The organism is Pseudomonas benzenivorans, from assembly GCF_024397895.1.
GTDB lineage: Bacteria > Pseudomonadota > Gammaproteobacteria > Pseudomonadales > Pseudomonadaceae > Aquipseudomonas > Aquipseudomonas benzenivorans_A.
Map to the genome: position 1 here is coordinate 2,434,436 of NZ_CP073346.1, position 23,883 is coordinate 2,458,318.

The following is a 23,883-nucleotide window of genomic DNA, read 5'->3' on the forward strand; positions in this document are numbered from 1 at the left end:
AGACAATGATCAACGTCGACTTGCAACAACTGGTACAGGCCCTGGACGCCGAGACCCGCCGCGACCTGGAGGCCGCCGCCGAGCGCTGCGTGATCCGCGGCGGCAGCAAGATCCTGGTCGAGGACCTGCTGCTCGGCCTGCTCGAGCGCCCCGATGGCCTGCTCGGACGGGCCTTGCAGGACGCCGAGGTGGACCCCGGCGAACTGGCCCGGGCCCTGCAACCACGCGGCGAGCACAGCGAGTCGCACAACCCGGTGTTCTCCACCGAACTGGTGCAATGGCTGCAGGATGCCCTGCTGGTCGCCAACCTCGAGCTCGGCCAGAGCCAGGTGGCGCAGGCCGCGCTGATCCTCGCCCTGCTGCGCAACCCGATGCGCTATGCCGGCAGCCACTATCAGCCGCTGCTGGCCAAGCTGAACGCCGAGCGCCTGCGCGACTTCGCCCTGGCCCAGCAACCCGAGGCGGCCACGGGCAAGGCGGCAGCAGGCGGCGAGTCGAATCTAAAGCGCTTCACCCACAACTTCACCCAGCAGGCCCGCGACGGCAAGCTCGACCCGGTGCTGTGCCGCGACGCGGCGATCCGCCAGATGGTCGACATCCTCGCCCGCCGCCGCAAGAACAACCCGATCGTGGTCGGCGAAGCCGGCGTCGGCAAGACCGCCATCGTCGAGGGCCTGGCCCTGCGCATCGCCAGCGGCGAGGTGCCGGAGGCGCTCAGGGGCGTCGAACTGCTGTGCCTGGACCTCGGCCTGCTGCAGGCCGGCGCCAGCGTCAAGGGCGAGTTCGAGCGCCGCCTGCAAGGGGTGATCGACGAGGTCAAGGCTTCGCCCAAGCCGATCATCCTGTTCATCGACGAAGCCCACAGCCTGATCGGCGCCGGTGGCCAGGCCGGCAGCGGCGACGCCGCCAACCTGCTCAAGCCGGCCCTGGCGCGCGGCGAGCTGCGCACCATCGCCGCCACCACCTGGAGCGAGTACAAGAAGTACTTCGAGAAGGACCCGGCCCTGGCCCGGCGCTTCCAGCCGGTGCAACTGCACGAGCCGACAGTCGCCGAGGCGCTGACCATTCTCCGCGGCCTGGCTCCGGTCTACGAGAAGAGCCACGGCATCTACCTGCGCGACGACGCGGTGGCCGCCGCCGCCGAACTGTCCGCCCGCTACCTGGCCGGTCGCCAGCTGCCGGACAAGGCAGTGGACGTGCTCGACACCGCCTGCGCCCGCGTGCGCATCAGCCTGGCCGCCGCGCCGGAGGCCCTGGAGCGCCTGCGCGGCGAGATCGCCGAAGGCCAGCGCCAGAACCAGGCCCTGCGCCGCGACCGCGACGCCGGCCTGGCGATCGACGCAGACGCCCTGGCCCAGTTGCAGACGCGCCTGGGCGAAGCGCGCGCCGAACTGGAGCAGCTGGAAACCCGCTGGGCCACGCAGCGCGAACTGGCCGAGCGCCTGCTGGAACTGCGCCAGCTGTGTGCAACTGCACGCCAGGGCTCCGGCGACGAGCAAGCCGACGCCGAACCGGCAGCCGATCTGCAGCAACTGGAAGCCGAGCTGCGCGAGACCCAGGCGCAGCTGGCCGCCGCCCAGGCCGCCGAGCGCCTGGTCAGCCATGAAGTCTGCCCGCGCCTGGTGGCCGAAGTGATCAGCCATTGGACCGGCGTGCCGCTGAGCCAACTGGCTCGCGAGCACAACAGCAAGGTGCTCAGCTTCGCCAGCGACCTGGCCCAACGGGTGCGCGGCCAACCCCAGGCGATCGCAGCCCTGGACCGCGCCATGCGCGCCACTGCCGCCGGCCTGAACAAGCCCGACGCGCCGGTCGGGGTGTTCCTGCTGGTCGGCCCCAGCGGCGTCGGCAAGACCGAAACCGCCCTGGCCCTGGCCGACCTGCTGTACGGCGGCGAGCGCTTCCTCACCACCATCAACATGTCCGAGTTCCAGGAGAAGCACACGGTATCGCGGCTGATCGGCGCCCCCCCCGGCTACGTCGGCTACGGCGAGGGCGGCATGCTCACCGAGGCGGTGCGCCAGAAGCCGTACTCGGTAATCCTCCTCGACGAGGTGGAAAAGGCCGACACGGACGTGATGAACGTCTTCTACCAGATCTTCGACAAGGGTGTGGCCAACGACGGCGAAGGGCGCGAGATCAACTTCCGCAACTGCCTGATCCTGATGACCAGCAACCTCGCCAGCGAGCGCATCGATGCCCTTTGCCAGGCCGGCCAGCGCCCGGCCAGCGAGGACCTGGAGCTGGCCATCCGCCCGACCCTGAGCCAGCACTTCAAGCCGGCGCTGCTGGCGCGCATGCGCGTGGTGCCCTACTACCCGGTCGGCGGCGAGGTGCTGAACGAGCTGGTCACCCTCAAGCTGGCCCGCTTCGGCGAGCGCCTGGCGCGCCGCCAGCTGCAGTTCAGCCACTGCCCGGCCCTGGTGACGCACCTGGCCGAGCGCTGCAGCCAGGGCGACAGCGGCGCGCGTCTGATCGACCACCTGCTCGACCAGCACCTGCAGCCCCTGGTGGTCGACCGCCTGCTCGCCGCCATGGCCGGCGGCGAGGCGCTGCAGCGGGTACATGCCACCCTCGATGGCGAAGGAGCGCTGGTCTGTGAATTCGCCTGAACTGCCGCCGCTGTTTCATCAGGTCCCGCGGCCACTGCACTTCGCCGAGGCCCTGCTGCAGCGCTACGCCGGGCTGGTGCGCACGGCCGATGTCGACAGCCTGCTCGGTGGCCTGGTCGAAGCGGCCGCACAGCTGGCCGACTGCCAACTGAGCCAGCTGTACCTGCTCGACAGCACCCACACGCGCCTGACCCTGTGTGCCGAATGGCTGGACGGCCTGCTGCAGCCACGCCAGGCCGACAGCCTGCCGAGCGACTACGACGGCGAACAGCTGCTGCAGTTCTGCCTGTGCCAGAACCAGGTGCTCAGCCTCGCCGAGCTGGACGCCAGCCTGCACCAGAGCGGCTTTCTGCCGGAAGCCGCACGGCCCTGGCGCAGCCTGCTGTGCCTGCCGCTGCTGGACGAGCGCAAGCGCGTCAGCGGCCTGCTGCTGTGCGCCGACCACGCCCCCCGCGAGCTGCTCGGGTTCGCCGGCGCCCTGGGCCAGCTCGGCGCCTTCGTCATCGCCCAGCTGCACCTGCTGCAACGCCTGCGCGCGCCCAGCGGTGACAAGCCGCCGGTCGCCCAGCCCGGCCCCTGTGCCAGCGGCTACGGCCTGATCGGCGACAGCCCGCGCATGCGCGACGTCTACCGCCTGCTCGGCAAGGTGCTGCACAACCCGGTCAGCGTGCTGCTGACCGGCGAGACCGGCACCGGCAAGGAACTGGTGGCCCGCGCCATCCACGACTGCGGCCTGCGCCGCAGCAAGGCCTTTATCGTGCAGAACTGCGCCTCGCTGCCGGAGAACCTGCTGGAAAGCGAGCTGTTCGGCTACCGCAAGGGCGCCTTCACCGGTGCCGAACGGGACCGCAAGGGCCTGTTCGATGCGGCCGATGGCGGCACCCTGTTCCTCGACGAGATCGGCGACATGCCCCTGAGCCTGCAGGCCAAGCTGCTGCGCGTGCTGCAGGAGGGTGAGGTACGCCCGCTGGGCTCGACCTCCACGCACAAGGTCGACGTGCGCATCGTCGCCGCCACCCACCGCGACCTGCGCAGCCAGGTCGAGCAGGGGCGCTTCCGCGAGGACCTGTTCTATCGGCTGTCGCACTTCCCCATCGAGCTGCCGCCGCTGCGCGAGCGCGACGAAGACATCCTGCGCCTGGCCCGGCATTTCGCCGACAAGGCCAGCGCCTTCCTCCAGCGCGACCCGTGCCGCTGGTCCGACGCCGCCCTGGCGCAACTGGCCAGCTACGCCTTTCCCGGCAACGTGCGCGAGCTCAAGGGCCTGGTCGAGCGCGCCGTGCTGCTGTGCGAAGGCGGCGAACTGCTGCCCGAGCACTTCAACCTGCAGCACGACAGCCAGGCCGACGACGCCTGCATGAACCTGCGCGAACGCCTGGAGCGGGTCGAGCGCAACCTGCTGCTCGACTGCCTGCGCAAGAACCGCGGCAACCAGAGCCAGGCCGCCCGCGAACTGGGCCTGCCACGGCGCACCCTGCTGTACCGCATGGACCGGCTGAGCATCAGCCCGGCGGACGTATAAGGCTCAAGGAGAAGAGCATGTTCAATGCAGCCAACCAGACCCACTTCAGCCTCAACCTCGGCGGTGCCGAGCACGACCTGCAGGTGCTCGCGTTCAGCGGCCGCGAGGCGCTCAACCAGCCCTTCGAGTTCGAGCTGGAGCTGGTCAGCGAGCGCCCCGATCTCGACCTGGAAAGCCTGCTGCACCAGCCGGCCTTCCTCGCCTTCGCGCCGGGCGGCGGCGGCATTCACGGGCTGGTCTACCGCGTCGCCCAGGGCGACTCCGGCCAGCGTCTGACCCGCTACCACCTCAGCCTGCGCCCGCAACTGGCGTACCTGGCGCACCGCCTCAACCAACGCATCTTCCAGCACCTGCCGGTCGCGAAGATCATCGGCCAGGTGCTCGAGGAGCACGGCATCCAGGCCAATGCCTACCGCTTCCAGCTCGGCTCGGCCTATCCCGAGCGCGAGTACTGCGTGCAGTACGACGAGAGCGACCTGCACTTCATCCAGCGCCTGTGCGAGGAAGAGGGCATCCACTACCACTTCCAGCACAGCGCCGACGGCCATGTGCTGGTGTTCGGCGACGACCAGACGGTGTTCCCTCGGCTGGCGCCTACCGCCTACCAGCAGGACAGCGGCCTGGTGGCCGACGAGCCGGTGATCAAGCGTTTCGGCCTGCGCCTGGAAACCCGCAGCAGCCGGGTCGGCCGCCGCGACTACGACTTCGAGAAGCCGCGCCTGCTGATGGAGGCCGCCTTCACCAGCGAGTTCAGCCCGGACCTGGAGGACTACGACTACCCCGGTCGTTTCGTCGAGCGCGAGCGCGGCAAGCACCTGAGCCAGCGAGCGCTGGAGCGTCACCGCCACGACTACGAGCTGGCCCGGGGCGAAGGCGATCAGCCGCTGCTGGTCAGCGGCCATTTTCTCGACCTCAGCGACCATCCGCGCCAGGACTGGAACCAGCTGTGGCTGCTCAACGAAATCTTCCACGAGGGCAAGCAACCGCAAGTGCTGGAAGAGTCGGTGACCAGCGAGGTCGATGCGGCCGACGGTTTCCAGCGGGGCTACCGCAACCGCTTCAGCGCCACCCCCTGGGACGTGGCCTTCCGCCCGGCCCTGCGTCACCCCAAACCCCAGGTGCTGGGCAGCCAGACCGCCGTGGTCACCGGCCCGGCCGGCGAGGAGATCCACTGCGATCAGTACGGCCGGGTCAAGGTGCAATTCTTTTGGGACCGCCATGGCCAGGCCGACGACAAGACCAGCTGCTGGCTGCGCGTGTCCAGCAGCTGGGCCGGCGACCGCTACGGCGCCATCGCCATCCCGCGTATCGGCATGGAAGTGCTGGTGACCTTCCTCGAAGGCGACCCCGACCAGCCTTTGGTCACCGGCTGCCTGTACCACGCCGAACACCTGGTGCCCTACGACCTGCCGGCGAACAAGACCCGCAGCCTGTTCAAGACCCTCAGCTCCCCCGGCGGTGGCGGCTACAACGAACTGCGCATCGAGGACCGCAAGGGCCAGGAACAGATCTACCTGCACGCCCAGAAGGACTGGGACGAAAACATCGAGCACGACCAGAAGATCCGCGTCGGCCACCAGCGCCACGACACCGTCGAGGCCAACAGCCACAGCGAGTTCAAGGCCGAGGAACACCGCACCACCCACCTCGACCGCAAGATCGAAACCCGCAGCGACGACCACCTCACCGTCGGCCAAACGCAACATGTGAAGGTCGGCAGTGGCCAGTACGTCGAGGCCGGCAACGAGATCCACTACTACGCCGGCAGCAAAGTGGTAATCGACGCCGGCATGGAACTCACCGCCGCAGGCTGCGGCAGCTTCCTCAAGCTCGACCCCGGCGGCGTCACCCTGAGCGGCGCGACTATCAAGATGAACTCGGGTGGTGCGCCGGGGAAGGGGACTGGCATAGGCATTCTGTCAGCCATTACTCCTGCGGCTGCCGCAATGGCCTTGGCGGGCAACCTGCTTAAAGGCCCGGCAGCCAATACATTGGTGGCACCGCCTAAGCCACTAAAACTGGTCGAAGTGCTGGATAAGGAAGAGGAAAAAGATGAACTGGAAGAAGAAACGCCTGTAGGTATCACCCTGCGTATAGGCGTGTTTTTTGATGGTACCGGCAATAATCTGGCCAACTCGGAACAGACCGAACAATGCCGCCGCGATGACCTGGCCCTGCTCGACAAACAGCAACTGGGGGAAGTCATCAAAGCATGTCACGCACATGGCTACCGCGACCTGAGCGATGGCAACTTTAGCCGCACGCCGGATAACAGCTACGGAAATGCGGCGAGTAATGTAGCCCGTCTGTATGACTTGTACCAAGACGACTCAGATCAGGTGCTGTCCCCGGATGAGGGCTCAGCCTATTTGGCTGTTTATCTTGAAGGTATAGGTACGACCAGCGGCGCGTCCGATTCGACGATCCTCCAAGGTACCGGGACGGGCGACGTCGGAGTGCTCGCACGGGTGGAACAAAGCCCGGACAAAGTCCAGGCTGTATTACTTAAATTTGTTCGCACTAACCCCACCGTAGAAATCAAAAATATTGAGTTCGATATTTTCGGATTCAGTCGGGGTGCCGCAGCGGCACGTCACTTTGCCAATGAGTTGCTTAAGCCTAGCGGCGGCCTACTAGCCACAATACTCAACCCACAGACGCCTGGCATTACGGCAGGTTTCAACTGGGAAGAACGCACCAGCATCAACTTTATCGGCCTATTCGATACGGTGGCCGCCATTGTCAACCCGATGCGAGGCGACTTTAGCCCAGCCAACGACTACAACCCAGGGGTTAACCTGTACCTGCCCGCCGGCTGTGCACGCAAGGTTGTACAACTGGCGGCCCGCGATGAAAAACGCCTCAACTTTGCACTCAACAGCGTGGCACCGCAGCATCAGGAAATCAGCGTCCCGGGCGTGCACTCCGATATAGGCGGGGGTTACCCACCACGCGCACAGGAAAACCTGTTGGTCAGCCGCCCACGCTCTACCCTGGTAACCCCAGCCCAGCCGCTGGAGCGCAGCCAGGCCTGGCGGGAAACTCTAGAGGCTATTGGCCGGCTGGAGCAGCGCGGCCTGCCCGGCGAGGGCGAAATTAAACCCGCTAAATGGTTCTTTGCCTTGCCCGGCCGCGCTGGCGAAAGCCAACAAACCCAGAGAGCCATGGTCGCCGCGGCCATCACCCGCACAGTGCGGGGTGAGCTATCACGGGTCTACCTGCGGCTGATGCGCGAGCTGGCCGTACAGCACCAAGTGCCCTTTGATCGGATAGACGAGAGCGATAACCGAGTAAGCATTCCCCAAGACTTGCAACCTATTGCCGACGCCATTATGGCTCAGGCACTTAGCGGCAGTGTGCAAGTAAGCCAAGCCGAAGACCGTCATCTGCATGCCCGCTATATCCACCTGTCCGCACACTGGGTGCCCACCCAAGGGCTGTTGATCAACAAGCCCGCGGAAAACCGCCGCGCGGTGTACGCCAATAAACCGCAAAAAGGATACCCCGAATGAAACTCCCTTCAATGCTGTTATGGCTGGCCGCTCTGTGCCTAAGCGGTTGCGCCAGCGGCCAAAGCCAACCGAAGCTGCCCTACGACGCGTGGAGTATTGGTTTGCTGGCCCCTAACTATATGGAAGTCTGGGTGGAAAGCGTGGATGTGATAGATCGCCGCGGTCTGGTGTTCGAAAGAGTACATGGCGGCACCGTAGCCATGCGTAGCCCGGTCAATAACAAAGGCAACCCCAATTGGCCATCCATCACACAGGTTGGCTCAGGCAAAAGCAAAGCCATCACCGGAGTCGACCTGCCCAAAACCCTCTATGTGCGCTGGCAATCATTGGTTGAACCGCAAACCTATAACGTGCGGATCAACGTACCGGAATGGGCCAGGGAAGCCATGGTGACCAAAAAACAACCGGTATGCCCATGGAAAAGTGACTGGGGCAAGAACCTGCCCAGTTTCGGCTATTCCGACCACATCACCATTGGTTTAGCGCCCGGCGGCATTGCCAAAGTCTGGCTGCAAGGCCCCTGCTTGGACCCCATAGAAATTGGCCGTTTCGAAGGGGTAATTAATAAAAATGGTCCTTATGACGGAACATCTGGAGGCAAGCATCGCCCCCTTTCCGAGGCATCCAAAGCTTATATCAAAGAGTTCGGCATTCCTTATGGAAGCTGGTGAGGAGTTGTATCTATGCAAAGGATTATTTCGCTTCCTATGCCTACTCTTATCTACCTGCGCCTTCTCCAACGAGGCCTGATATGAACAGAAGACAACCATTCATAACCGAAGCTTACTATAAGAGCCTCGCATCTCTTTATGACTCGTCAGAGGAGTTCTGGCGTGACAAGGACCTGGATGAAGACGCTCCAGGTCAGGAGGCATCACTTAAAGCCTATGAATACAAACAGGACGCGCTCAGCGCCCTGATCATCCGCTATACCGCGGGAGAGCCAATAGAGTCACTTATCCAGCCGCTCGAAAAAGTCATTCTGAACTTTGAGCACTACCAGAAAACCCTCGCCGACTATGAGCAAGTAGCCAATATCTCTCCCCTCGCGATCGACGATTGGCCAGGAGAGTATGAAGAGTGCGTGCAGGTGATAAGCCTGTGCATTCTGCTGCACCGGATCGACTTGCTGGAACGCTTTGTCGCCTTGCTCGACAACGCCGGTTATGCCGGTGAAGACACGCTGTATGAAGACCTGCTGCGCAAGGTACTACCCAATCGCAAGGACTTGGACGAGTGGTATCACGATATTTATACGCCACTGATCCGAACCATTTATGCCCCCAGCAAAGAAGAGGCATCAACGTTACTAAAGCTTTATTGCGATCAGTGGTACAGCGCTTTCGAAGACAAGCAGACCAATTGGCACGATACCCACCTGAATATCGACGGTGACCGTGGCAGCTATTACGGCTACTGGGCCTTCGAAGCCGCTGCCATCGCCTTTCTCTACGACATAGACGACAGCGCTGTCGATCACATGGTCTACCCCAAGGACCTGGTCGCTTACGCCCGCAAGTTCAACCCGCCTTCCAACTCTGCGCAGATCGGCCGCGTCGAGTCCGGACAGCCCTGCCCCCGCGCAGGCTGTTGGTTCACCCCGGCTCAAGCCAATTCGCGACGCGCCTTCAAGCAGGGCGAAATCATGCCGGCCTTCGAGGGTTCCCGCTGGGGTGCAACGCTCTGGTACTGGTCAGGCGAGGACAACACTTAGTCGCTGCATAGAACCCATGACTGGGGCGGGACAAATAAATCTGAAATTCAATCTACAGCGATAACATTGAAAAATGGAAGCACTAACAGCTGTCATAAGAGCAACATTATTAGCATGCGCCTACCTAATTATGACCGGATGCGTGGGCATCGGTGCAATTGCACCGATGGAGCGCCCTGCATATGACGACAGCGCAATCGCTCCACGCACTATTTCCCTAGAACACGATCCAGAAAAAAATAACCGCACAGTTCGCCATACTTACAATGGCGCCGGGTCAGATAAGCGATATAACACGGAAGAGGTACGACGGGCATGGGGCATACCTGATGAAACAGCCTCCAATGGGCGCTATACCGTCTGGACATACCGCGAGCAAACACTGCTGTGGAGCGGCATTGCCCTGCATGCATTGGTAACCATTCCGCTGGCCTTACCGACTGGAAAAGAAAAATACGTCCTGTATTTCAACAACGATAAGCTTGAAAAAGTTTTGCACCATACATTTTCCACAAAACTTCTCGTCTGCGACCCCGCTTACATGCTTGTTGGCAGCATGGCGGCCGGTATGTCGCCAACCGGCAGAGGCTCGGTACCAGGTCTATGCAACGTCATAGAAAGGGAAGGCATGTATTTCCACTACCTGATGAACTACTGACAGCACCTCGAACAACAGTTCAATACAGTTTTTTTAAATATCAAGATATAACGGAGGGACCCTTGAGATATATCAAATACCTTTTTTGCCTAGTCGCCCTGTCTCTGCACCTCACCGGCTGCAGCGGCAACTACAAGTACAGCGACGACGCCTACCGCCCCCTGGGCGACCCGCAAGCCGAAACCCGCGGCAACTGACCGCCAGGAGCAAAACACCATGGAACTGGTCTTCGATGTGGTCAGTGCACAGCAGTTCGTGCCAGGTCTATTGACCACCAAAACCTTCAAACAGGCCGGCGGCGTCATCGGCCGGGCGGAGGAGTGCGACTGGGTGATCCCCGATCGCAAGCGCGTGCTCTCCGGCCGCCATGCCGAGGTGAGCTACCGCGACGGCGCCTTCTACCTGACCGACACCAGCAGCAACGGCGTGCAGCTCAAGGACAGCGGCGCCTGCCTGCGCAAGGGCGAGCCGCAGCGCGTCGAGCATGGCAGCGTGTACTGCCTCGGCGATTTCGAGATCCGCGCGCGGCTGATCCGCGACCCGGCGCTGTTCGAGGGCGATATCGGTCGGCCGCAGCCGGCCGGCAGCATCATCCCCGACGATGCCTTCCTCGACCTCGACCCGCTCACCGCCCTGGAGCAGCAGGAGCGGGTGTACGCCGAGGTCGACGACCTCACCGCGATCATCCGCCCGCGTTCGGTGCCGGCGCAGCAGCGCGACTACGCGCAGATCGACGAGGAAAACCTGCGGGTGCCGGAACTGGTGATGCCTACCCCCGCGCCGCAGCCCAGGCCCGCCCCCGAGCCGCAGCGCCTGCCGCCGAGCTTCTGGGAGAAGTTCGGCGAGGCCCTGGGGGTGCGCCTCGACGACCTCGACGACGACGCCCGCGAGGCCCTGGCGCTGAACGCCGCCAAGCTGCTCAAGCAGAGCGTCGGCAGCCTGCAGCAGAGCCTGCGCACCCGCAGCGAGCTGAAGAGCGAGATGCGCCTGGCCCTGACCACGGTGCAGAGCGCGGGCAACAACCCGCTCAAGCACAGCGGCGATGCCGGCGAGGCGCTAAGCGCCCTGCTGCGCGGCGGCAAGGCCGGCCAGCTGCCGGCCGAACAGGCGATCAACCGCGGCTTCCGCGACCTGCAGGCGCACCAGGTGGCGCTGCTGGCCGCCAGCCGCGCGGCGGTCAAGGGCCTGTTCGAGCAGCTGTCGCCGGAGCAACTGGCGCTGCGCTTCGAGCGCGAGGGGCGCAAGCCGCTGATCGCCACCGCCGGCAGCCGCTGGCGCGCCTATCGCCGCCTGCACGGTGCCCTGCAACAGAACGACGACTGGAGCGAACGCCTGTTCGCCCGCGATTTCGCCCAGGCCTACGAAGAACAGGTGCGCCTGATCGCCACCCTCAACACCGACGCTCAAGGATGATCCCCATGCTCCGCCTATCCCTTTTCGCCCTGCTCGCCAGCCTGCTGGCCCTGGCCGGCTGCTCGGCGCTGTCGCCCTACTCGACGATGACCAAGCTCGACCTCGAACTCAGCGGCAGCGACCAGCTCAACCCGGACCTCAATGGCCGGCCCTCGCCCATCGTCCTGCGCCTGATCGAACTCAAGCACCCGGTGGCCTTCGCGAACGCCGACTTCTTCTCCCTCTACCAGCGGCCGAAAAAGGCCCTGGCGCCGGATCTGGTGACCCAGGAGGAGCTGGAGCTGCGCCCCGGCGAGACCCGCCGGCTGAAGCTCTCCGTGCAGGAGGGCAGCCGCTATGTCGGCGTGCTCGCCGCCTACCGTGACCTGCCGGAAACCAGCTGGCGCTACGTCATCCCGCTGCAGGCGCAGGCGCGCAACCAGATCGCCCTGACCCTGGATGCCCAGGGCATCCAGGCGCTCGACGACAACCAGGACGAGGACTGAGCCATGACCATGCACAAGGTGGTCTGGCAGGAAGGCATGCTGCTGCGCCCGCAGCACTTCCAGCAGAGCGACCGTTACTACGAGCACCAGCTCAAGACCCGCACCCAGAAGCTGGCCAGCTACGCCTGGGGCTTCTTCGAGCTGGAGATCGACCGCCAGTTCCTCAACATGGGCAAGCTGGTGGTGAGCAAGGCCAGCGGCGTATTGCCCGACGGCAGCCTGTTCGACATCGGCGCCGAGCGCGAACCGCTGGCCCTGGACGTGCCGCCGAATACCGGCAATACCCCGGTGTACCTGGCCCTGCCGCTGGTCACCGGCAACCATATCGAGAGCCGCCGCCCCGAGCAGCAGGACGTGCTGGCGCGCTACACCGCCTTCGACGAGGAAGTGGCCGACTCCAACGCCGGCGACAGCGCCTCCAGCCAGGTCAGCTGCGGCCGTCCGGACTTCCGCCTGCTGCTCGGCGAGCAGCAGAGCGACCAGGCCTACGTCAAGCTGCAGCTGTGCGAGGTGCTGGACACCACCCCGGACGGGGTGATCAGCCTCGACCCGGAGTTCATCCCCACCTACGTCAATTTCCAGGCCTCCGGCTACCTGCTGTCCTGCCTCAAGGAGGTGATCAGCATGCTCGGCCACCGCGGCGACATCCTCGCCGAGCGCATCCGCGCCACCGGCAAGGTCGGCGGCGCCGAGGTCGGCGACTTCATGATGCTGCAGCTGATCAACCGCTTCGAACCGGTGCTGCGCCACTACCTGGGCATCGAGCAGGTGCACCCGGAACAGATCTACCGCGAGCTGCTGGGCCTGCTCGGCGAACTGGCGACCTTCTCCAGCGAGACCAAGCGCCCGCGCCTGGACAGCCGCTACCAGCACAGCGACCAGGGCTTGAGCTTCCGCAAGCTGATGGACGCGATCCGCCAGGTGCTGTCGATGGTGCTGGAGCAGCATGCCATCGAGCTGCTGCTGCAGCAGCGCCAGTACGGCATCCAGGTGTCGCCGCTGCACGACCACAAGCTGCTCGGCACCTCCGCCTTCGTCCTCGCCGCCAGCGCCCAATGCGATTCGGAGGAGCTGCGCCAGCGCCTACCGGCGCACCTGAAGATCGGCCCGGTGGAGCGCATCCGCCAGCTGGTCAACCTGCACCTGCCGGGAATCAAGGTCAAACCGCTGCCGGTGGCGCCACGGCAGATTCCCTTCCACTCCGGCAAGACCTACTTCGCCTTGGAGCTCGGCTCCGAGGACCTGGCGCAGCTGGAAAGCTCCGGCGGCTTCGCCTTCCACGTGTCCGGCGAGTTCTCCGGGCTTGAGCTGAAATTCTGGGCGATCAGGAACTGATATGACGACCAAGGACATGGAATACGGCCAGGACGACAAGACCGTCATCCTCAACCGCCAGGGCGATGCCCCGGCGCACAGCCCGCTGACCGACTTCGCCGCGGCGCCGAAATTCGAGCAACTGGAGGAGCGGATGATCTACGCCGCGCGCCTGCGCCCGGCGGAGAGCTTCAACATCAGCCTCAACCCGCTGGTGGCCGCGGCCTCCGCGCTGCTCTCGGAGGTGGTGCGGCTCAAGCACAGCTTCGACAGCGAGGACCTGCACAGCCTGCACCAGCGCCTGTCCGGCGCGATCAAGCTGTTCGAGCACCGCGCCCTGCACGACGGCGCCGAGAGCAGTCAGGTGATGGCCGCGCGCTACGTGCTGTGCACCGTGGTCGACGAGGCGGTGGTGACCACCCCATGGGGCAACGAGAGCGAATGGTCGCAGATGAGCCTGCTGTCCTCCTTCCACAACGAGACCTTCGGTGGCGAGAAGTTCTTCCAGCTGCTCGAGCGCCTGTCGCGCAACCCGGTCAAGCACCTGCCGATGCTCGAGCTGATGTACCTGTGCCTGTCGCTCGGCTTCGAAGGCAAGTACCGCGTGCTGCCACGCGGCATGCTCGAGCTGGAGGCGGTGCGCGACAGCCTGTACCGGCAGATCCGCCAGATGCGCGGCGACGTGCCGCGGGAGATCTCGCCGCACTGGCAGGGCCTCAAGGACACCCGCCGGCGCCTGGTGCGCATCGTCCCCTGGTGGCTGGTGGCGCTGCTGACCCTGGTCAGCCTCGGGGTGATCTATGGCGGTTTCGCCTGGGTCCTGGGCGAGCAGCGCGCGACCGTTCTGCAGCCGTACGAGCAACTCGACCCGTCCGCGGGTGCACTCATGGATGATCTGAAATGAAGAGCTTTTTCGGCAAGTTAGCCGCATTTTTCCGCAAGACCTGGGTCTGGAGCCTGTGCCTGGTATTGGTTCTGGCCCTGCTGGTGTGGTTCGCCGGCCCACTGCTGGCGGTCGACGATTACAAGTTCTGGGAACCCGCCACCAGCCGCCTGCTGAGCATCAGCCTGCTGTTCCTACTCTGGGGCCTGGCCATGGTCTTCGCCAGCTGGAAGGCCACGGCGCGCAAGAAGGCCGAGGAGGACGACGCCGGCGCCCAGGAGCGCCTGCGCCGCGAAGGCCTGATCGACGAGGAGCAGCTCGAGCTGCGCAACCGCTTCAATGACGCCCTGCGCACCCTCAAGCGCTCCAGCCTGTACCGCGGGCGCAGCGAGAAATGGCGCAACGAGCTGCCCTGGTACCTGCTGCTCGGCCCCCGGGGCAGCGGCAAGACCAGCCTGCTGGACTTCTCCGGCCTGGACTTCCCGCTCAACCGCGGCGACAACCAGCGGCTGACCAAGGATGTGTCCGGCACCCGCTACGCCGACTGGTACTTCGCCGACCACGCGGTGCTGATCGACACCTGCGGCCGTTACCTGAGCCAGCCCGACCCGCTGGTCGACGGGCGCGCCTGGGACTGCCTGCTCGGCCTGCTGCGCAAACGCCGCGCGCGGCCACTGAATGGCGTGCTGGTGAACATCCCGGTCGAGCAGCTGCAGGGCGGCAGCGAAGTCGAACTGGAGAACCTGGCCCGGCAGGCCCGCCAACGCCTGCACGAGATCCACCAGCGCCTGGGCGCCAGCGTGCCGGTCTACCTGGTGCTGAGCAAGGCCGACAAGGTGCTGGGCTTCGACGAGTTCTTCGACCAGCTGTCGCGCGAGGAAAGCGAACAGGTGCTCGGCGCCAGCTTCCGCAAGGAGCAGGACGCCACCGACGTCGCCGTGGTGCGCCAGGAGTTCGAGGAACTGCTGCGCCGCCTCAACAGCCAGGTGATCCTGCGCATGCACCAGGAGCGCGACACCCAGCGCCGCGGCCGTATCCTCGACTTCCCGCACCAGCTCGGGCAGATCGGCGAGCGCCTGTGCCTGTTCATCGAGCTGGCCTTCAGCGGCAACCGCTACCAGCGCGCCAGCCAGTTGCGCGGCTTCTACCTGACCAGCGCCCCGCAGCTCGGCGACCAGCTCGACCCGAGCACCAGCGGCATCGGCCGCAACCTCGGCCTGGCCAGCAGCGCCCTGCCGACCTTCCGCAGCGGCCGCGCGCGCTTCATCCACCAGCTGCTCGACCGGGTGATCTTCCCCGAGGCCGAGTTGGCCGGCCTGGACCAGAAGGAGGTGCGGCGCATCGACTGGGGCCAGCGCGCCATGTACGCCGGCGCCTTCGCCGTCCTGGCGCTGTTCGGCGCCCTCTGGGCCAGCGGCTTCTCGAGCAACCACGGGCGCCTGGAACAGCTGCGCGAGATCGCCCAGCAGCTGACCCGCCAGCATGACGCGGTGGCCGCCCAGGACGACGCCCTGCGCACCCTCGAGGCGCTGGACAGCAGCTATGCCGCCACCCGCGTGTTCCCACCGGTCGACCAGCTGTCCTACCTGCAGCGCGGCGGCCTGTACCAGGGCGAGGCGCTCGCACCGACCCTGCAGCGCGCCTACCGCGGCGAACTGGAGAACCTGCTGCTGCCACGGGTCGCGCGCCAGCTGGAGGCGCAGATCCGCGCCAACCTCGGCGATCGAGAGCGTCTGCTCAACAGCCTGCGCGCCTACCTGATGCTCAACCTGGAAGAGCGTCGCGACGTGGCCTTCCTGCAGGAATGGCTGGCGGCCGACTGGTCGCTGCGCTACAGCGGCAACAGCGCCGCCCAGCGCGGCCTCAACCAGCACTTCGAGCGCCTGCTGGCCGAGCCCTTCGCGCCCTACGCGCTGAACGCACCGCTGGTGGCCCAGGCGCGCCAGGTGCTGCGCAGCGAGTCGCTGGCGGCGGTGGTCTACCGCGTGCTGCGCGAGCAGGCCCGCAGCCTGCCGGACTACCGCCTGAGCCAGAAACTCGGGCCCCAGGCCGGGCTGTTCGTCGGCAGCGACTATGCCATCCCCGGTTTCTACACCCAGGCCGGTTACCAGAAGCTGTTCGTCACCCAGGGCGGCGACCTGGTGCGCGACCTGCTGCGCGACAACTGGGTGCTCGGCGAAGGCGACAGCCTGAGCAGCAACGACCTCGGCCGCCTGCTGGTGGAGATGGAGCAGCTGTATTTCCGCGATTACGCCAACTACTGGGGCGAAGCCCTGGCCCAGCTGAGCCTGGAGCCGATCGCCAGCGCCAACCAGGGCGCCCTGCAGCTGGCTGGCCTGACCGCCGCCAACTCGCCGCTGCTGCAACTGCTGGTGGAGGTGCGCGACAACACCCGCTTCAAGGGCCTGGCCGAGGCCGCCGATGACGCCGGCGCCGCCGCCGATGCGCTCAAGGGCGCCAAGGGCAAGCTGGCCAGCGCCGCGGCGCAGCAGGCCCAGGCCGCCCCGGTCAAGAACCTGCCGGACACCGCACGCAAGACCCTGGAACGGCGCTTCGAGCCGCTGCACCGCCTGCTCGACGACAACGGCGGTGCCGGCGCCGAACTGGCCGGCACCCTGCAGGCGCTCGACGCCCTGCAGCTGCAACTGGCCGGCCTGGCCCACTCCAGCGCGCCGGAGCAGGCCGCCTTCGAACTGGCCAAGGCGCGCATGAACGGTCGCCGCGACGCCATCAACCAGCTGCGCGGCAGCGCCGCCCGCCTGCCACAGCCGATCGGCAACTGGCTGGCCCTGCTCGCCGAAGACAGCTGGATGCTGGTGCTCAGCGACGCCTACCACTACCTCAACCAGCGCTACCAGAGCGAGCTGTACGCCGCCTACGACGGCTCCCTGAAGCAGCGCTACCCGTTCAGCGCGCACAGCGAGAGCGAGGTGGCGATCGCCGACTTCCGCGAGTTCTTCAAGGGCCAGGGCATCGCCCAGCGCTTCTTCGACGGCTACCTCAAGCCCTTCGTCAGCGGCAGCGCCGGCCAGTACCGTCTGCGCCAGGTCGATGGCCGCGGCCTGCCGCTGTCGCGCGAATTCCTGCTGCAGATGAGCCACGCGCAAACCATCCGCCACAGCTTCTTCGCCGAGGACCCGAACGCGCCCAAGGTGCTGTTCAAGCTCGAGCCCTACTCGCTGGACTCCAGCCTCAGCCGCGCCGACTTCCGCTTCGGCAGCCAGCAGCTGGAGTACCGCCACGGGCCCATCGTGCAGACCGCCTTCAGCTGGCCGGCCGAGGCCGACGAAGGCCGCACCAGCCTGGTGGTCGAGGAGCTCGGCGGGCGCCGCGTGGGCATCGAGAAGAACACCGGCCCCTGGTCGCTGTTCCGCCTGCTCGACCTGATGCAGGTGGACTACCACAGCGGCCGCGACGTGCTGATGCTCAAGGCCGACCTGGGCGGCCTGCGCGCCAACTACCTGCTGCACAGCCAGCGCTCGCCGAACCCCTTCGACCTCGGCCTGCTGCGCAGCTTCAAGCTGCCGGCGACGCTCTGATGCCGGCAATCGCCACGCGCGGCTGGCGCAGCGCCGCGCGCACCGACACCGGCAAGGTCCGCGCGCGTAACGAGGACGCCTTCCTGGCCCTGCCGGAGCAGGGCCTGTGGGCGGTCGCCGACGGCATGGGCGGGCACCAGAACGGCGCCCTGGCCAGCCGCCTGATCGTCGAGCAGCTGGCCGAGCTGCCTGCCGCGGGCGACCTGCAGCAGCGCCTGGGACGGCTGCGCCAGTGCCTGCACGGACTCAACCGGCACCTCAGCCAGGCGCTGACGGTGACCGCCGAGCGCCCGGATACGGTGATCGGCAGCACCGTGGTCGCCCTGCTGATCGAGGACGAGCGCGCCGCCTGCATCTGGGCCGGCGACAGCCGCTGCTACCTGTGGCGCGGCGGCCGCCTGTACCAGCTCAGCCGCGACCACTCGCTGCGCCAGCAGCTGATCGACGAACAGGGCCTGGCGCCCCAGGAAGCCGCGCGGCATCCGGCGGCCCATGCCCTGACCCGCGCCATCGGCGCCAGCGAGACGTTGCAGCTGGACATCCTCGAGCTGGACGTGCTGCCCGGCGATGCCTTCCTGCTGTGCAGCGACGGCCTGTACCAGGGCCTGTCGGTCGACGAACTGAGCGCCGCCCTCAACCTGCCCTCGCCGCAACTGACGATGAACCGGCTGTTCCAACAGGCCCTCGACGGCCCGGCGCGGGACAACCTGAGCGCCGTGGTGATTCGCCAATGAGGACCGAGGAATGAGTGAAGCCTTGCTCGATGGCACGCCGGCACTCGGCGGCGAAGCCAGCGACCTGACCTACTTCGCCCTGGCTGCCACCGCAGCCCCGGCGCAGGCGGCGCCCGCCCACGAGCCGGTGCGATTAGGCGAGCTGCCGGAGGTACTCGGCGGCCGCTACCGCATCGAACGCCTGCTCGGCGTCGGCGGCATGGGCGCGGTGTACCGTGCCCGCGACCTGCTGCGCGAGCAGTTCGGCGACCCCGAGCCCTATGTCGCGGTCAAGACCCTGAGCGACGACTTCGCCGAGTACCCGGACGCCAATACCCTGCTGTACAGCGAGTTCGCCCTCACCGCGCGGCTCAGCCACCGCCATGTGGTGCGCCTGTTCGGCTTCGAGGTGGACCTGCCGAGCCAGCGCGCCTTCCTCACCCTGGAACTGCTCAAGGGTCCGACCCTCGATCAGCTGCTGGGCGAGCGTCCCGAGGGCCTGAGCTGGCCCGAACTGCACGAGATCGCCATCGCCCTGCTCGAGGCCCTGAGCTACTCGCACGACCAGGGCGTGCTGCACGGCGACCTCAAGCCCAGCAATGTGATGCTCGCCGCCGACGGCCTGCGCCTGTTCGACTATGGTCTCGGCCAGCCGCTGGAGGGGCTGCTGCCCGGTCTGCCGCGCCTGTGCCGCAGCCGCTTCGCCGCCTGGACGCCGCGCTACGCCGCGCTGGAACTGCTCGACGGCGCGCCGCTGTCCGCCGCCGCCGATGTCTATGCCCTGGCCTGCGTGCTGTACGAGCTGAGCAGCGGTCGCCACCCGTTTCGCCGCCTCAGCGCCAAGCAGGCCAAGGCCATGCAACTGGACAGCGACCTGTCACGGCCGCCCCAGCTGCCGCCCCACTGCTGGCACGCCCTGCGCACGGCCCTGGCGTTCGATCCGGCGCAACGCAACATCGGCTGCGCCGAGCTGCTCGAAGCATTTCGCACGCCGCCGCCAACGCGGCTGCAACGCTGGCTGCGCCCGGCGCGCTGACGGCCCCCATGGATGAGTTCTGCACAAGGAAATCGCAATGTTCAACCCGGCCAACGCAAGCCATTTCAGCCTGAGCATCGAAGGCGTCGAGCACGACCTGCAGGTGCTCGCCTTCAACGGTCGCGAGACGATCAGCCAGCCCTACGCCTTCGAGCTGGAGCTGGTCAGCGAACGCCCCGACCTCGACCTGCAGAGCCTGCTGCACCAGCGCGCCTTCCTCGCCTTCAACCCGGATGGCCCGGGCATCCATGGGCTGATCCATCGAGTGGCCCAGGGCGAATCCGGCAAGCGCCTGACCCGCTACAGCCTGCGCATCGTACCGCAGCTGGCCTACCTGGCCCATCGTCACAACCAGCGCATCTTCCAGCACCTGACGGTGCCGCAGATCGTCGCCACGGTGCTGGAAGAGCACGGCATCCTCGCCGACGCCTACCGCTTCCAGCTCGGCCCCACTGTCTACCCCGAGCGCGACTACTGCGTGCAGTACGACGAGAGCGACCTGCACTTCGTCCAGCGCTTGTGCGAGGAGGAAGGCATTCACTACCACTTCCGGCACAGCACGGACGGCCATGTACTGGTGTTTGGCGACGAGCAGAGCGCCTTCGCCAGGCTCGGCCAGCCCACCGCCTACCTGCAGGACAACGGCATGACCGCCGATGAGCCGGTGATCAAGCGCCTGCGGGTACGCCTGGAAACCCGCACCAGCCGCACCACCCGCCGCGACTACGACTTCGAGCAACCACGCCTGCTGATGCAGGCGGCGCACAAGGCCGAGCGCGACCCCGAGGCCGCGCCGCTGCCGGACCTGGAGGACTACGACTACCCCGGGCGCTTTTTGGACCGCAAGCGCGGCAAGCACCTGAGCCAGCGCCAGCTGGAGCGACATCGCGCCGACTACCGTCTGGCCGAAGGTCGCAGCGACCAGCCCAGGCTGGTCAGCGGCCACCTGCTGGAAATCTCCGAGCATCCGCGCCGCGAGTGGAACGACCTGTGGCTGCTCACCGAGGTCGTCCATGAGGGCAAGCAACCGCAGGTGCTGGAAGAGTCGGTGACCAACGACGTGCAAATCGCTGATGGTTTCACTCAGGGCTACCGCAACCGCTTAACCGCCACCCCCTGGGACGTGCCCTTCCGCCCGCCGCTGGCCCATCCGAAACCGCGCGTGCTCGGCAGCCAGAGCGCGGTGGTCACCGGCCCCGCCGGCGAGGAAATCCACTGCGACGCGTACGGCCGGGTCAAGGTGCAGTTCCACTGGGATCGGCACGGCCAGGCCGACGACAGCACCAGCTGCTGGCTGCGCGTGGCCAGCAGCTGGGCCGGCGACCGCTACGGCGCCATCGCCATCCCGCGCATCGGCATGGAGGTGCTGGTCACCTTCCTCGAAGGCGACCCCGACCAGCCCCTGGTCACCGGCTGCCTGTATCACAAGGAACACCAGGTGCCCTACGACCTGCCGGCGAACAAGACCCGCACGGTATTCAAGACCCTGAGCAGCCCGGGTGGCGGCGGCTACAACGAACTGCGTATCGAGGACCGCAAGGGCGCCGAGCAGATCTACCTGCACGCGCAGCGCGACTGGGACGAGAACATCGAACACGACCAGCGCATCCGCGTCGGCAACGAGCGCCACGACACGGTCGAGGCCAACAGCTACACCGAGCTGCAGGCCGAGGAGCACCTCACGGTGCACGGCGATCGCAGGGTCCAGGTCAAACCCGACGACCACCTCACGGTCGGGCAGAACCAGCACATCAAACTCGGCAGCGCCCAGCTGACCAAGGCCGGCCGGGAAATCCACCTCAAGGCCGGGCAGAAGATGGTGATCGAAGCCGGCACCGAACTGACCCTCAAGGCCGGCGGCAGCTTCATCAAACTCGACCCCGGCGGCATCACGATTTCCGGCCCCCTGGCCAAGATCAACGCCGGCGGCTCACCGGGCAAGGGCTCGGGCATCAAGATCAAACCGCCGGTACTGCCGGGGGCAGCGGACAGCGACAAGGCGGGCAACCTGCTGGACGAGGCGCTGCTGAACTCGCTGGCGCAGAAGAAGAAAAAGCCCAAGCGCATGCTCAATTTCTCCGGCTGACAGGGATAGACGCAAGCCACCGCATGGCTTGCACACAAGGATTAGGGATTCGGAAAAATCATGGCAGACAGCAAACCGATCAACTGGGCGTATCCGTTTCCAAACACGGGGACGGCGATCAACCCTCTGCAGTATCTGACCAATATGGCCAAGGCCAGTGGTGGCTACTACCCGACAGGCGAAAACGGTCTATGGCATGGCGGCGTGCATTTCGACAAAGGCACCGCCGCAGTCTTCGATCAATCCAGCGTGCGCTGCATCGCCGACGGCGAGGTGATCGCCTACCGAATTAATGACAGCTACCCGATCAGCGAGTACCGCGACGATGTTCCCATGGTCAAGCGCGCACCATTTTCTTCGGGGTTCGTCCTGGTCAAACATAGGCTTCAGCCCCCCCGACCGAGCAACGGAGGCGCAACAACCAGCGAACAGTCCCCCCCCGCGCTGACCTTTTACAGCCTGTATATGCACCTGCAGGATTGGGCCGCCTATCAGGCCAAATCAAGCCTCCCCCGGCCAACATTCTGGGGGGCGGACACGTATATAGTCGACACCAAGGATCAAGGCCTCAATGTCCGTGCCGAGCCCAACACCAACGGGGCGAAATTGGCGGTGCTGAGCAAAGGTGCGCAGGTTACCGTCAGCCATTCAGGGGGCGATTTCTGTAAGTTGCTCAGCATCGTCAGCGGTGCAGCCGAACCGGCCCTGACGCCAGACAGCGAAGGCAAGCTACCCGGCTTTGTCGCCTTCAAATTGCTCAAGGCCCAGCTCGAACCCAAAGCCAAGGACAGTGTGGTGGTGCTGGACACAGGCATCGCGATCAAGGCCGGCGACCTGATCGGTCATCTAGGCACCTATCAAAACCACAACGGCGCAGCACAACCTCTGCTGCATCTGGAAGTGTTCAGCTGCGAAGACGTGCCTGGCTTTATCAGCAAAAGCCAAGCCTGGGCCCGTACCCTGCCAGATGCCGATAAAACCCTGCTCAAGGTCCACAAGGATGCCAGCCGGCTGATCTCGCACCGTGACGATATCAAGCCCGACAACCCGCCCAAACAAGGCGATCCGGGCAACCGGATCGGTGTAGACCTGATCATTCCGCAAGCCTTGCTGGACGGATTGCCGGCCACCCACAAAATCAAGGTCAGCAACGCGGCCTCCGGCAGCAGTACGACCAACACAACCAACTGGTGGCGTCTGGACGGGCTGTTCGCCGACAAGGATGGCAACCCCATCAACGGCTGGCTTGCTGAACAGGACCTCATCACCACGCGCCATAGCCCCTGGGAATGGCCAGGTTTCCAATGCATCGAAGACACTGGCACACCGGTCGAAAAGCTCGCCTATACCTTCAACGCCAAAGGCATGCTGAGTGAGGAGGAAAAACAAAACTATCGCACCCAGATCAACAAGGCCGACGGCGGCCCTGTCCTGGCCATTGCCCGTCTCTTCGACATCGTCGACAGCGACAAAGACGGCGTACTAACCAGCGACGAAATTCGCGCAGCCCTCGGCAAACCCTGGCACACCCAAGTGCTGGGTCACCTCATCACCAAATACGAGAGCGAGTGGTACTGGGACAAGATCAAATGGGACGAACTCGACCCGTTGCTGGCAGAGGAACCCGGCAAGCCGAACCAAATCTGGGAGATCGAAAAACAGCGGATCGAGAAGCTGAGCTGGTGGAAAGAACTGGCGGGGCAGCATGGGATTAGTGAGGATGGGAAGGCGTGGCATTTTCAAGTAATAGGGCTAATTGGTAGTTTCAGCCTCCTAGACGATGAGAATGATCTTAAGTGGCTAGAAGTTCCGCGCGGACAGCTAACATTCGACGTAGAAGGAAATGACATTACCAGCTCAATTCATTTTAGCCGTGTGGCTCACTGGCCCAAGGGTGCTTCAGGGGTGACCATCGGGAGAGGCTATGACCTTGGCCAGCGCCCTAACCCAGAAGCTGATCTTACAGAAGCAGGTGTGCCAGAGCCTCTATTTAGCTGGCTAATAGGTGCCAAAGGCTTAAAAGGACAAGCTGCAAAAACATATTTAGATGGCGCAAGCGACGAAATTAAAAAATTCCAAATCACAAGAAAGCAGCAATATAGATTATTTATACCAGTTTATGAATTCATGAAGAGCGAAGTAATACGAATATCTGGATCGCCCTCGAACATTGAAAGTTACGGATCTCTTAACTGGAATAAAATCAATAGTAAAATTCAAGACATTGCCGTCGATTTAATATATCGAGGCGACTACACTCCAAGCACCAGAAAACTAGTACAGCAACATATTGTTGACAATGACCTACCTGCGCTAAGCGCAACAATCGCTGATAACTCAAAATGGCCTGGCGTACCAAGCGATCGATTTAATAGACGAGCAAGCTACCTGAGATAATA

General features: G+C 65.0%; 16 protein-coding genes and 1 pseudogene. All 17 read left to right on the forward strand.

Going from position 1 to position 23,883, the window contains the following annotated elements:
• Nucleotides 1-5 precede the first annotated feature (5 nt).
• The 17 genes and pseudogenes from tssH to KDW96_RS11500 all read left to right on the forward strand — a co-directional run bounded on the left by tssH (nucleotide 6) and on the right by KDW96_RS11500 (nucleotide 23,881).
• The gene (gene tssH, locus KDW96_RS11420; protein WP_255836377.1) at nucleotides 6-2,609 is read left to right on the forward strand and encodes a type VI secretion system ATPase TssH; all 2,604 of its coding nucleotides are present in this window, start codon (nucleotides 6-8) and stop codon (nucleotides 2,607-2,609) included.
• A 10-nt stretch (nucleotides 2,610-2,619) separates the two neighbouring features.
• Complete coding sequence (locus KDW96_RS11425; RefSeq protein WP_255840515.1) at nucleotides 2,620-4,131, forward strand: sigma 54-interacting transcriptional regulator; 1,512 nt, start codon at nucleotides 2,620-2,622, stop codon at nucleotides 4,129-4,131.
• Between the two features lie 17 nt (nucleotides 4,132-4,148).
• Nucleotides 4,149-6,122: pseudogene (locus KDW96_RS11430) on the forward strand (type VI secretion system Vgr family protein); the annotation flags it as partial.
• Nucleotides 6,123-6,860: 738 nt separating this feature from the next.
• Entirely contained in the window at nucleotides 6,861-7,643 is a 783-nt protein-coding gene (locus KDW96_RS22250) for a hypothetical protein (protein ID WP_370295451.1), read from the forward strand.
• Nucleotides 7,640-8,314 carry a DUF2931 family protein gene (locus tag KDW96_RS11440; RefSeq protein ID WP_255836378.1) on the forward strand — a complete coding sequence of 225 codons (675 nt, stop codon included), beginning with the start codon at nucleotides 7,640-7,642 and terminating at the stop codon, nucleotides 8,312-8,314. Before KDW96_RS22250 ends, KDW96_RS11440 begins: the two co-directional genes overlap by 4 nt.
• 80 nt (nucleotides 8,315-8,394) lie before the next feature.
• The gene (locus KDW96_RS11445; RefSeq protein ID WP_255836379.1) at nucleotides 8,395-9,357 is read left to right on the forward strand and encodes a PoNe immunity protein domain-containing protein; all 963 of its coding nucleotides are present in this window, start codon (nucleotides 8,395-8,397) and stop codon (nucleotides 9,355-9,357) included.
• 73 nt (nucleotides 9,358-9,430) lie between these two features.
• Complete coding sequence (locus KDW96_RS11450) at nucleotides 9,431-10,015, forward strand: hypothetical protein (RefSeq protein ID WP_255836380.1); 585 nt, start codon at nucleotides 9,431-9,433, stop codon at nucleotides 10,013-10,015.
• A 98-nt stretch (nucleotides 10,016-10,113) separates the two neighbouring features.
• Nucleotides 10,114-10,212 (forward strand): type VI secretion protein, encoded by a 99-nt coding sequence (locus tag KDW96_RS11455; protein ID WP_370295452.1) that lies wholly within the window; start codon nucleotides 10,114-10,116, stop codon nucleotides 10,210-10,212.
• 19 nt (nucleotides 10,213-10,231) lie between these two features.
• Nucleotides 10,232-11,428, forward strand: a complete 1,197-nt coding sequence (gene tagH, locus KDW96_RS11460; protein ID WP_255836382.1) for a type VI secretion system-associated FHA domain protein TagH — start codon at nucleotides 10,232-10,234, stop codon at nucleotides 11,426-11,428.
• A 5-nt stretch (nucleotides 11,429-11,433) separates the two neighbouring features.
• The gene (tssJ, locus tag KDW96_RS11465) at nucleotides 11,434-11,913 is read left to right on the forward strand and encodes a type VI secretion system lipoprotein TssJ (RefSeq protein WP_255836383.1); all 480 of its coding nucleotides are present in this window, start codon (nucleotides 11,434-11,436) and stop codon (nucleotides 11,911-11,913) included.
• Between the two features lie 3 nt (nucleotides 11,914-11,916).
• The gene (gene tssK, locus KDW96_RS11470) at nucleotides 11,917-13,248 is read left to right on the forward strand and encodes a type VI secretion system baseplate subunit TssK (RefSeq protein ID WP_208707766.1); all 1,332 of its coding nucleotides are present in this window, start codon (nucleotides 11,917-11,919) and stop codon (nucleotides 13,246-13,248) included.
• Between the two features lies 1 nt (nucleotide 13,249).
• Nucleotides 13,250-14,131, forward strand: coding sequence for a type IVB secretion system protein IcmH/DotU (icmH, locus tag KDW96_RS11475; protein ID WP_208707765.1), 882 nt, complete (start codon nucleotides 13,250-13,252; stop codon nucleotides 14,129-14,131).
• The gene (gene tssM / locus KDW96_RS11480; protein ID WP_255836384.1) at nucleotides 14,128-17,649 is read left to right on the forward strand and encodes a type VI secretion system membrane subunit TssM; all 3,522 of its coding nucleotides are present in this window, start codon (nucleotides 14,128-14,130) and stop codon (nucleotides 17,647-17,649) included. The genes icmH and tssM overlap by 4 nt, the downstream gene beginning before the upstream one ends.
• Nucleotides 17,649-18,383 carry a PP2C family protein-serine/threonine phosphatase gene (locus KDW96_RS11485; RefSeq protein WP_255836385.1) on the forward strand — a complete coding sequence of 245 codons (735 nt, stop codon included), beginning with the start codon at nucleotides 17,649-17,651 and terminating at the stop codon, nucleotides 18,381-18,383. The genes tssM and KDW96_RS11485 overlap by 1 nt, the downstream gene beginning before the upstream one ends.
• A 10-nt stretch (nucleotides 18,384-18,393) precedes the next feature.
• Nucleotides 18,394-19,398 (forward strand): serine/threonine-protein kinase, encoded by a 1,005-nt coding sequence (locus KDW96_RS11490; RefSeq protein ID WP_255836386.1) that lies wholly within the window; start codon nucleotides 18,394-18,396, stop codon nucleotides 19,396-19,398.
• A 37-nt stretch (nucleotides 19,399-19,435) separates the two neighbouring features.
• Nucleotides 19,436-21,484 (forward strand): type VI secretion system Vgr family protein, encoded by a 2,049-nt coding sequence (locus tag KDW96_RS11495; RefSeq protein ID WP_255836387.1) that lies wholly within the window; start codon nucleotides 19,436-19,438, stop codon nucleotides 21,482-21,484.
• 60 nt (nucleotides 21,485-21,544) lie between these two features.
• Nucleotides 21,545-23,881 (forward strand): DUF8812 domain-containing protein, encoded by a 2,337-nt coding sequence (locus tag KDW96_RS11500; RefSeq protein ID WP_255836388.1) that lies wholly within the window; start codon nucleotides 21,545-21,547, stop codon nucleotides 23,879-23,881.
• The last annotated feature ends 2 nt before the right edge of the window (nucleotides 23,882-23,883 follow it).